We start from the raw sequence: 9983 nt of genomic DNA, 5'->3' as shown, positions 1-9983 counted from the left end.
GGCTTGCTCGCGAAAGCGGTGTATCCGTCAATACATATTTGGCTGACACACCGCCTTCGCGAGCAAGCCCGCTCCCACATTTTGTTTTGTGTTGGCCTGTAAATTTTTGCGCCTGAAATAGAACGGGCCCCGACACAAGTGTCGGGGCCCGTAATGACCACATCCGTGTGGCCGTTCGCATGAACTCTAAAGGTGCGGCAGACGTATTGCTCGGCCCGCCTGTCGCGTCTTCTCCCGGTTCAGGCGAGAAGCCTTAGCCTTACTCGGCTTTCAGGCCGTCAGCGGAAACCGCTTTGACGCCTTTGATTTTCTTGGTGATCGCAACAGCGGTAGCTTTCTGCGATTCAGTCACAGCTACAGTCGACGACAGCGAAACGACGCCTTTGTTGGTTTCTACTTTGATGTCGGTGCCTGGGATGCCTTTTTCGGTAACCAGGTCGCTTTTGACTTTGGTGGTGATCCAGGTATCGGAAGTAGCTTCTTTAGCTTGGGTAACTTCACCAGCAGCCAAAGTCATTGGAGCAGTCTGAGTGGTTTGGGCGAATGCGCCGGAAGCCATGGTCAGGGTCAGCGCGGTAGCAGCAGCGGCAGTGATAGCGAACTTCTTCATACGAGTAACTCCTGTTTTTCTGGAAAGTCTGCTGCGTGTCTTGTCAGCAGGGTTGCCATATACATTGCGAACGCTGTGCCAACTTTTTCTCCGACATAAAAACCTTATAAATCAATAGTTTAGCAAAAACGTAAATTTCCGGATTCATGCAATTTGCATGACTTGCAGATTAATCGCATGCAAGTTGCGGTTTTTTGGAAAGTTCCTAAGACGCTGAAATTATTGAAGCTTTTATTTATCGCCGGACAAAGAAAATGCCCCGTAAACGGGGCATGTTTCAGTCGAAGGTCAATGTAGGATCGCTATTAAGTACCGCTACCTGGGCAGCCTTTAGGCGCGTAGTCGGCGTTGACCGTCGATGCGCAACTCCAGACGCCTGCTGCCGAGCCAGTCCCGGAAGAACGAGTCAGCGTGATCGTTTTGCCCAGCACCGGAGCCGGTGCGTTGGCCAGTGTGCAAACGATACTGCCTGCCCCGGATGAGGCAGTACCTGACGCCTCTACTTTCCCGCAGTTAGTGGTGGTGAACGTAGTGTTGCCGGCGACTAGCGCAAGTGTTGGGTCAATCCCTTGGTTAATCGTGTCTTCAAACGGAATCTTCAGCGCGCTGATTTCCGCCAGACCCGCCGTGACCTTCGCCCGCGCTTGATACTTGGTGTACTGCGGCAGGGCAATGGTCGCCAGAATCCCGATGATCGCCACTACGATCAGCAGTTCGATCAGCGTAAAACCTTGTTGTTTTTTCATAGACACGCTCCATGCATGAGTCGAAATCTCATGATCTGCAAGGGACGCAGCATAGCCCATGCCAACGGCCGCCAGACCCCGCACGCTGGGCGCACAGCGCTTACGACGCCGTTTCCTACAACCTCTGACCGCACTATCTGACACTTTTTGTCACCTGCGCCCGGCATGTTTGGCGCTGCCGGTTGACTAGGCTATAAGTCATGAACGGCAAGCGTGCGGAATCCCCATGAATGACATCGCTCTGAGCGGTCTGGCCAAGCAATTGGTGCAGGCCGAACTGCTCACGGAAAAAAGCGCCCAACAAGCCTGGCAACAGGCCCAGCGCAATCGGCTATCGCTGGTCAGCTACCTGGTGCAGAACAAACTGGTAAAGAGCTGGCAGGTGGCCGAGATCGCCTCGGAACACTTCGGCATGGCGTTCCTCGACCTCAATTGTCTGGACAAGGAAACCCAGCCTAAAGGCCTGGTCAGCGAAAAACTGGTGCGCCAGCATCACGCCCTGCCCTTGTGGCGGCGTGGCAACAAATTGTTCGTGGGCATTTCCGACCCGAGCAATCATCAGGCGATCAACGACATTCAGTTCAGCACCGGGCTGAACACCGAAGCCATTCTGGTGGAGGACGACAAGCTCACCGATGCCATCGAAAAATTCTTCGACACCCACGCCTCGGGGCTCGAAGACATGGCCGACGTCGACCTCGACGGCCTCGATGTCGAGGCCATCGACGATGCTAAACAGGAGAGCATGGGCCCGGATGCCGACGATGCGCCGGTCGTGCGTTTCGTGCACAAGATGCTGCTCGACGCGATCAAAAGCGGCTCGTCCGACCTGCACTTCGAACCCTACGAAAAAAACTACCGCGTGCGTGTGCGCACCGACGGCATTCTGCGCGAAGTGGCGAAACCACCGATCCAGTTGGCCGGGCGCATCGCCGCGCGCCTGAAAGTCATGGCCAGCCTCGACATTTCCGAGCGGCGCAAACCGCAGGACGGGCGGATCAAGATGCGCCTGTCGAAGAGCAAGTCGATCGACTTCCGGGTCAACACGCTGCCGACCCTGTGGGGCGAAAAAGTCGTTATCCGGATTCTCGACCCGTCCAGCGCGCAGATCGGTATCGATGCGCTCGGCTACGAGCCAGCGCAAAAAGACTTGTACATGGCCGCACTCAAGCAGCCACAGGGGATGATTCTGGTCACCGGCCCTACCGGCTCGGGGAAAACCGTGTCGCTGTATACCGGGCTGAATATCCTCAACACCGTCGACATCAATATTTCCACCGCCGAAGACCCGGTGGAAATCAACATGGAAGGCATCAATCAGGTCAACGTCAATCCGCGCCAAGGCCTCGACTTCGCTCAGGCCCTGCGCTCTTTTCTGCGTCAGGATCCGGACGTGATCATGGTCGGTGAGATCCGCGACCTTGAGACCGCCGAGATCGCGATCAAGGCTGCGCAAACCGGTCACCTCGTGCTCTCGACCCTGCACACCAACAGCGCGGCAGAAACCCTCACGCGCCTGCACAACATGGGCATTCCCGGCTTCAACATCGCCACGTCGGTGAGCCTGATCATTGCCCAGCGCTTGGCGCGCAAATTGTGCAGCCACTGCAAGAAACCCATCGAGATCCCCCGCGAAACCCTGATCAAGGAAGGTTTCCCCGAGGAACGCATCGGCCATTTCACGATCTACGAGCCGGTCGGTTGCGATCATTGCAACGGCGGGTACAAGGGCCGCGTGGGGATTTATGAAGTGGTGAAAAACACACCAGAGCTGCAACGGCTGATCATGGCCGAAGGCAACTCGCTGGAAATCGATATTCAAATGCGCCGCGACGGCTTCGATGACCTGCGCACCTCGGGTCTGCACAAGGCCATGCAAGGCATCACCAGCCTTGAAGAAATCAACCGGGTCACCAAGGACTGAACATGGCGGTCAAGGCAGCGAAAATAAGCACCTATGCCTGGGAAGGCACGGATCGCAAAGGCAGCAAAGTCACCGGCGAGTTGAGCGGGCAGAATCCGGCGCTGGTCAAGGCGCAGCTGCGCAAACAAGGGATCAACCCGGGCAAGGTGCGCAAAAAATCCGTGTCGTGGCTGAGCCTGGGCAAGCGCATCAAGGCGCAGGACATCGCCCTGTTTACCCGGCAAATGGCGACGATGATGAAGGCCGGCGTGCCGCTGTTGCAGTCGTTCGACATCATTGGTGAAGGCTTCGATAACCCGGCCATGCGCAAACTGGTCGACGAGGTGAAGCAGGAAGTTGCCGCCGGTAACAGTTTCGCCGCCGCGTTGCGCAAGAAGCCGCAGTATTTCGACGAGTTGTATTGCAACCTGGTCGACGCCGGCGAGCAGTCCGGTGCGCTCGACACCTTGCTGGAGCGCGTCGCGACCTATAAGGAAAAAAGCGAAGCGCTTAAAGCCAAGATCAAGAAAGCCATGACCTACCCGACCGCCGTGGTGCTGGTCGCTGCGGTGGTCACCGGGATTCTGCTGGTGAAAGTGGTGCCTCAATTTCAGTCAGTGTTCTCAGGTTTCGGTGCTGAGCTGCCGCCCTTCACCCTGATGGTGATCAGCCTTTCAGAATTCATGCAGCAATGGTGGTGGGCAATTCTCGGCTTACTGATTGCGGCGTTTTTCGGCACCCGTCATGCGCTGAAAAAATCTCAGGCGTTGCGTGATCGGCGCGATACCTGGCTACTGAAACTGCCGCTGGTGGGCACGATGATGTACAAGTCCGCCGTCGCGCGTTTCGCCCGAACGCTGTCGACAACATTTGCCGCCGGCGTGCCACTGGTTGAAGCGCTGGACTCGGTGGCTGGCGCCGCCGGCAACGTGGTGTTCAAGCGCGCGATTCTGCGTATTCGTCAGGATGTTTCCACCGGCATGCAGCTGAATTTTTCGATGCGCACCACAGGCATTTTTCCCAACATGGCCGTACAGATGACTGCGATTGGTGAAGAGTCCGGTGCACTCGACGAGATGCTCGACAAGGTTGCGGGTTTCTATGAAGAGGAAGTCGACAACATGGTCGACAACCTCACCAGCCTGATGGAGCCGTTCATCATGGTGGTACTCGGGGTGATTGTTGGCGGTCTGGTGGTGGCGATGTACCTGCCGATCTTTCAACTCGGCTCAGCGATCTGATATGCCCATCAACGAACTGTTTGCTCTGTATCCGCTGGCCTTTGTCATCACCGCGCTGTTGCTCGGGCTGGTGGTCGGCAGCTTCCTTAACGTGCTGATCTGGCGTCTGCCGAAGATGCTTGAACGCGATTGGCGCCAGCAGGCCCAGGACGTCCTCGGCCTGCCCGGCGAAACGCCGCTGCCTACCTACAACCTGATGCTGCCACACTCGCAATGCCCGCACTGCGCGCATCGAATTCGGGCGTGGGAAAATATTCCGCTGCTCAGTTACCTGTGGCTGCGCGGCTGCTGTTCCGCGTGTGCAGCCCCCATCAGCAAACGCTATCCGCTGACCGAACTGGCCTGCGGCCTGCTCTCGGCATTTATCGCCTGGCACTTCGGCTTTGGCTGGCAGGCGTGTCTGCTGATCTTCCTGACCTGGGGTTTGCTGGCGATGAGCCTGATCGACACCGAGCATCAATTGCTGCCCGATGTGTTGGTGCTGCCCTTGTTGTGGCTGGGTTTGATCGTCAACAGTTTCGGCTTGTTCGTGCCATTGCACGCTGCGCTGTGGGGCGCGGTGGCTGGTTATCTGCTGCTGTGGTCGGTGTTCTGGCTGTTCAAATTGCTCACCGGCAAGGACGGCATCGGCCACGGTGATTTCAAGTTATTGGCGCTGCTCGGCGCGTGGGGCGGCTGGCAGATTCTGCCGCTGACCATTCTGTTGTCATCGCTGGTCGGCGCGATCATCGGCGTGATTTTGCTGCGCCTGCGCCAGCAGAAAACTTCGACGCCGATCCCCTTCGGCCCCTATCTGGCAATTGCCGGCTGGATTGCCTTGCTCTGGGGTGGTCAAATAACCGACTTCTATTGGCAGTTTGTCGGTTTGAAATGAATACCCCTGTGGAAAAACCCTGGATTCTCGGCCTGACCGGCGGCATCGGCAGCGGCAAAAGTGCCGCTGCCCAGCACTTTATCGACCTCGGCATTCATGTCATCGACGCGGATCACGCCGCGCGCTGGGTGGTCGAACCGGGCCGGCCGGCGCTGGCCAAGATTGCCGAGCATTTCGGCCCCGGCGTGTTACAAGCGGACGGCACGCTGGATCGTGCGGCCCTGCGCAAACTGATCTTCGAGATTCCAGAACAGCGGCGCTGGCTCGAAGCCTTGCTGCATCCGTTGATCGGCGAGGAAATCGCTCATCATCTGGCGCTGGCAAAATCGCCTTACGCGATTCTAGTGTCGCCGCTGTTGATCGAATCCGGGCAATACGCGATGACCCAGCGAATCCTGGTGATCGACGCCCCGCAACAACTGCAGATCGAACGCACCTTGCAGCGTGACCAGACCAGCGAACAGCAGGTTCAGGCGATCCTCAAGGCCCAGTCGAGCCGTGAAGACCGCGTGAGCCGCGCCGACGACGTGGTGGTCAACGACCGCGACCTCGCCTGGCTGCACAGCGAAGTCGAACGTCTGCATCACTTTTACCTGACTTTATCCGGAGGCCAAGCATGAGCCAGATTCCTACCGTTGAATGCCCAACCTGCGGCGCACCCGTCGAATTCACCCCTGAAAACAAGTATCGCCCGTTCTGTTCCGATCGCTGCAAACTGATCGACCTCGGCGCCTGGGCGTCCGAAGAACACAAGATTCCGGTCGCGCCGGACGCTGAAGACGAACTGTTTTCCGGCGATTTCGATCCTCGTCACTGATCGCGATGAGGGCAGATCGGCTGGGGATCAACGCTTGGGATCGTCGTCCTTCCACGGCGCCGAAAGGTAGCGCGTGCGGTTGAAGGTCTCCAGCCATTCCGGACTGAAGACCACCAGCGCGCTGATGACCATGCCGTTGATAAACGCCTCGGGAAAAATGATCAGCCACAGGTAACCGATGAAATCTCCCAGCCATTCCGGCATGGCGAAGACGCCGTCGTACCACAGCAGCGTCAGACTCAGCAGCAGACAAACCAACGCCGACAGCGCGGCAGCCAAAAACCCCGAACAGAAGATATACACGAAAGGATTACGCGGTTGCGCGCGCTCGACGAGTATTGCCACGCACTCGGTGATCAGCACCGGCAGCAGAATAAACAGCGAGCCGTTGACCCCCATCGCCGCGAGATCCTGACGCCCGAGCAACACCAGTCCGATCTGCGCCACCAGCCCGCCGACAATCGCCAGCGGCCAGTCCAGCAGCAAGGTCACTGCGGTCATGCCGATAAAGTGATACGACACACCGGTGTCGAAATCCCTGCGCACCAACCACAACAGAAATAACGCGAACACCGTGCCGAACAGCAAATGCTGACGACGGCTGTCACTGAACAACTCGACCCACGGCGCACGCACGATCGCCCAGAGCAGCACCGGCAGGTAAATCAGCCAGCCGAGCGTCAGGCTTGCCGTCGACAGCAGTTCAGCTCCAATCATGACTCCCTCACCTTTCTGCGCACATCCCCCCGTAGGAGCTGCCGCAGGCTGCGATCTTTTGATCTTGTTCTTTTTACAGTCAAAAGATCGCAGCCTTCGGCAGCTCCTACAAGGGCGAGGTGAACGGGCGGTTCAAGCAAAGCTTTCTGCTTGTCGCATTTGAACGCTAAGCTTGGGCCTATGGATGACTCAGATTATTTACGCCTGCTGACCATCGCGGCCGAGCAAGCCAACGCGTTCCTGTCCAATGCCCGCAAATGGGAGCGTGAGCGTTGGGTCTGCCAGCGCCTGCTGCAAGGCTTGAATATCCCCTATCGCGCCGACGAGTTCGCCCCGGCCGGTGAGCCGCCGGACGTATTGTTTCGTGATGCCAATTTCGAAGTGTTCTTCGTCCTTGATGAAGGCCGTCGCCTCAACGATGAGTGGCGCGACGAACTGCAGCGTCGGCGCAGCGCTTTTTCGCTCAGCCAACTGGTGCGCCGCGAGGCCAAGCCCAAGCGCATCCCGGCCAATGAATTCCTTATGCGACTGGCGCCGACCTTGCGTAAAAAAGCCCACAACTACAAAGAACGCGGCATGGATCTGGGTGAGCTGGACATCATTGCCTTCGCCAGCCTCAAGCGCGAAGTGCTGGACTTGAACAGCCACTTCCCGCCGCCCACCGAGTATCTGCGTCAGGGCTGGCGCTCGCTGTCGCTAGTCGGCCCGACCTTCGCCCGCGTACTGTTCGCCCATCCGGATGCGCCGGATTTTCTGCGCAGTAACCTTGGCCGCAGTATCGTTTTTGATGTGGGGATCAGCCTGTGACGCCGCTTCAGCAGTTGATCGCCGATGTGCCGCAAACGGGACTTGTGCGCTGGATCGGTGTGCGTCCGGAGTCTCGTGGGCCGATGATTGAGCTGGATGCCGTCGAGGCACGACTTGAGGCCGGGCTGACCGGCGATCATGCACGCCCCGGTGTGCGTAATGCGCGGCAGGTGACGCTGATTCAGTGGGAGCATCTGGCCGTGATCAATGCATTGATGGGCCGCCCCGACGATCAACCGGTCAAGCCTGAAGATCTGCGGCGCAATCTCGTTATCAGCGGTATCAATTTGTTTAGCCTGAAAGGTCGGCGCTTTCGCATCGGTCAGGCCATCTTCGAAACCACCGGTTGGTGTCAGCCTTGTGCACGCCTGCAAAACAACCTCGGCCCCGGCACCTTTCAAGCCGTGCGCGGGCATGGCGGAATTACCGCGCGGGTGTTACAAAGCGGGATCATTCGCCTCGATGATGGCGTGTCTGTCGAGCCGGTTCCGGACAGCGGCTATGCTGCGTTCAACCCCGGATAAAAACCGCTGTAGCTTCTGCCCATTCAGCAACGTCTACCTGACGAGGCATTTATGACCAGCCGCCTGAACCCCGAAGACCAGAAACATGTCGAAGAGTACCTGCAACTGTCCCAACACCGAGTCGAGCGCCGGCCTTTCCGGCCGTGGATGCTCCTCGTGCTGGTGCTGGCAGTGACCATTGGTCTGGGCCTGTTGAGCCGATTTATCAGTTACCTGACGCTATGAGCAGCTTGGCGCTCGCTTGGGTAACCGCACCGATTTCCTTTAAAAACCTTGCGAGTTATCCCTATGTCCCATCGTATTGTTATTGTCGGCGGCGGCGCCGGCGGTCTGGAGTTGGCTACCCGTCTGGGTAAGACTCTGGGCAAACGCGGCACCGCCAGCGTGATGCTGGTCGACGCCAACCTCACGCACATCTGGAAACCGCTGCTGCACGAAGTGGCCGCCGGATCGCTGAACTCTTCCGAAGACGAACTCAACTATGTTGCCCAAGCGAAATGGAACCACTTTGAGTTCCAGCTGGGGCGCATGAGTGGGCTCGATCGCGCACAGAAGAAAATTCAGCTGGCCGCGACCTACGACGAAAACGGCGTGGAACTGGTGCCGGCGCGGGAAGTGCAGTACGACTCGCTGGTCATCAGCGTCGGCAGCACCACCAATGATTTCGGCACTCAGGGCGCGGCGCAGCACTGCCTGTTCCTCGATACCCGCAAACAGGCCGAGCGTTTCCATCAGCAATTGCTTAACCACTATCTGCGCGCACATGCAGGGCAAACCGATGTGGTCGAGCAGATCAGCGTGGCGATCGTCGGCGCTGGCGCAACTGGGGTCGAGCTGGCCGCTGAACTGCACAACGCGGCGCATGAGCTGGCGGCGTATGGGCTGGATCGGATCAAACCGGAAAACATGCACATCACCCTGATCGAAGCCGGGCCACGGGTGCTGCCTGCCCTGCCGGAGCGCATCAGCGGGCCGGTGCACAAGACCCTGGAGAAACTCGGCGTCAATGTGATGACCAACGCCTCGGTCAGCGAAGTGACGGCGGACAGCCTGATCACAGCCGACGGCAACGAGATCAAGGCCAGTCTGAAAGTCTGGGCCGCCGGGATTCGCGCGCCGGGTTTCCTCAAGGACATCGATGGTCTGGAAACCAACCGCATCAATCAACTGCAAGTGCTGCCGACGCTGCAAACCACCCGCGATGAAAACATCTTCGCCTTCGGTGACTGCGCGGCCTGCCCACAACCGGGTTCGGATCGCAACGTACCGCCGCGTGCTCAAGCGGCCCACCAACAGGCGTCGTTGCTGGCTAAATCGCTGAAGCTGCGCATCGAAGGCAAAACCCTGCCGGAGTACAAATACACCGACTACGGCTCGCTGATCTCGCTGTCGCGTTTCTCGGCTGTGGGTAACTTGATGGGCAACCTGACAGGCAGCGTGATGCTCGAAGGCTGGCTGGCGCGGATGTTTTACGTCTCGCTCTACCGCATGCACCAGATGGCACTCTACGGGCCGTTCCGCACGGCGATGCTGATACTCGGCAGCAAGATTGGTCGCGGCACGGAGCCACGCCTGAAGCTGCATTGATGATCTAAAAACAGAGGGAGCTGGTTAGCTCCCTCTTTTTTTGCGCCATCCACAAATCCGCAGTCAACCACGGTCGCTGTGGGAGCGGGCTTGCTCGCGAAGAGGTCGTGTCATTCAACATTTATGTCGACTGATACATCGCTTTCGCGAGCAAGCC

Annotated in this window: 12 protein-coding genes; 9 read left to right on the top strand and 3 right to left on the bottom strand. The window is 58.4% G+C overall.

Translation table 11 applies throughout. The annotated features are described in order from the left end of the window. Nucleotides 1-259 precede the first annotated feature (259 nt). Both QMX93_RS27770 and QMX93_RS27765 read right to left on the bottom strand, forming a co-directional pair. Nucleotides 260-610: a BON domain-containing protein gene (locus QMX93_RS27770; protein WP_053123917.1), complete on the bottom strand. Its 351-nt coding sequence runs from the start codon at nucleotides 608-610 to the stop codon at nucleotides 260-262. Nucleotides 611-915: 305 nt separating this feature from the next. After that, complete coding sequence (locus QMX93_RS27765; protein WP_282358703.1) at nucleotides 916-1356, bottom strand: pilin; 441 nt, start codon at nucleotides 1354-1356, stop codon at nucleotides 916-918. Nucleotides 1357-1582: 226 nt separating this feature from the next. Here QMX93_RS27765 and pilB point away from each other — a divergent pair, with 226 nt between their 5' ends. From pilB to yacG, 5 genes are read left to right on the top strand one after another with little or no spacing between them, the layout of a single operon-like run. Further along, on the top strand, nucleotides 1583-3280 hold the full coding sequence (pilB, locus tag QMX93_RS27760; RefSeq protein WP_282358702.1) for a type IV-A pilus assembly ATPase PilB: 1698 nt from the start codon (nucleotides 1583-1585) through the stop codon (nucleotides 3278-3280). A gap of 2 nt (nucleotides 3281-3282) precedes the next feature. Then, nucleotides 3283-4500 (top strand): type II secretion system F family protein, encoded by a 1218-nt coding sequence (locus QMX93_RS27755; protein ID WP_282358701.1) that lies wholly within the window; start codon nucleotides 3283-3285, stop codon nucleotides 4498-4500. Between the two features lies 1 nt (nucleotide 4501). Beyond that, nucleotides 4502-5374 carry an A24 family peptidase gene (locus tag QMX93_RS27750; RefSeq protein ID WP_282358700.1) on the top strand — a complete coding sequence of 291 codons (873 nt, stop codon included), beginning with the start codon at nucleotides 4502-4504 and terminating at the stop codon, nucleotides 5372-5374. Further along, nucleotides 5371-5994: a dephospho-CoA kinase gene (coaE, locus tag QMX93_RS27745; RefSeq protein ID WP_282358699.1), complete on the top strand. Its 624-nt coding sequence runs from the start codon at nucleotides 5371-5373 to the stop codon at nucleotides 5992-5994. Before QMX93_RS27750 ends, coaE begins: the two co-directional genes overlap by 4 nt. Further along, a complete protein-coding gene (gene yacG, locus QMX93_RS27740; protein WP_053123929.1) occupies nucleotides 5991-6191 on the top strand; it encodes a DNA gyrase inhibitor YacG in 201 nt (66 codons plus the stop codon). Before coaE ends, yacG begins: the two co-directional genes overlap by 4 nt. A gap of 27 nt (nucleotides 6192-6218) precedes the next feature. Here yacG and QMX93_RS27735 read toward each other — a convergent pair whose 3' ends face one another. Beyond that, nucleotides 6219-6908, bottom strand: coding sequence for an energy-coupling factor ABC transporter permease (locus tag QMX93_RS27735; RefSeq protein WP_282358698.1), 690 nt, complete (start codon nucleotides 6906-6908; stop codon nucleotides 6219-6221). Between the two features lie 180 nt (nucleotides 6909-7088). On the opposite strand from QMX93_RS27735, the gene QMX93_RS27730 reads away from it, so the two are divergent. From QMX93_RS27730 to QMX93_RS27715, 4 genes are all read left to right on the top strand, one after another. Beyond that, nucleotides 7089-7715 (top strand): DUF1780 domain-containing protein, encoded by a 627-nt coding sequence (locus tag QMX93_RS27730; RefSeq protein ID WP_008078503.1) that lies wholly within the window; start codon nucleotides 7089-7091, stop codon nucleotides 7713-7715. Then, on the top strand, nucleotides 7712-8239 hold the full coding sequence (locus QMX93_RS27725) for an MOSC domain-containing protein (protein WP_282358697.1): 528 nt from the start codon (nucleotides 7712-7714) through the stop codon (nucleotides 8237-8239). Before QMX93_RS27730 ends, QMX93_RS27725 begins: the two co-directional genes overlap by 4 nt. Nucleotides 8240-8290: 51 nt before the next feature. Further along, nucleotides 8291-8464 carry a DUF3094 domain-containing protein gene (locus tag QMX93_RS27720; RefSeq protein ID WP_007909875.1) on the top strand — a complete coding sequence of 58 codons (174 nt, stop codon included), beginning with the start codon at nucleotides 8291-8293 and terminating at the stop codon, nucleotides 8462-8464. A 63-nt stretch (nucleotides 8465-8527) separates the two neighbouring features. Further along, nucleotides 8528-9826, top strand: coding sequence for an NAD(P)/FAD-dependent oxidoreductase (locus QMX93_RS27715; RefSeq protein ID WP_282358696.1), 1299 nt, complete (start codon nucleotides 8528-8530; stop codon nucleotides 9824-9826). The last annotated feature ends 157 nt before the right edge of the window (nucleotides 9827-9983 follow it).

Origin of the sequence: Pseudomonas sp. PS01303, from assembly GCF_029959385.1 — a bacterium.
Lineage (GTDB): Bacteria > Pseudomonadota > Gammaproteobacteria > Pseudomonadales > Pseudomonadaceae > Aquipseudomonas > Aquipseudomonas rustica.
This window is presented reverse-complemented; position numbering and strand designations above follow the sequence as displayed.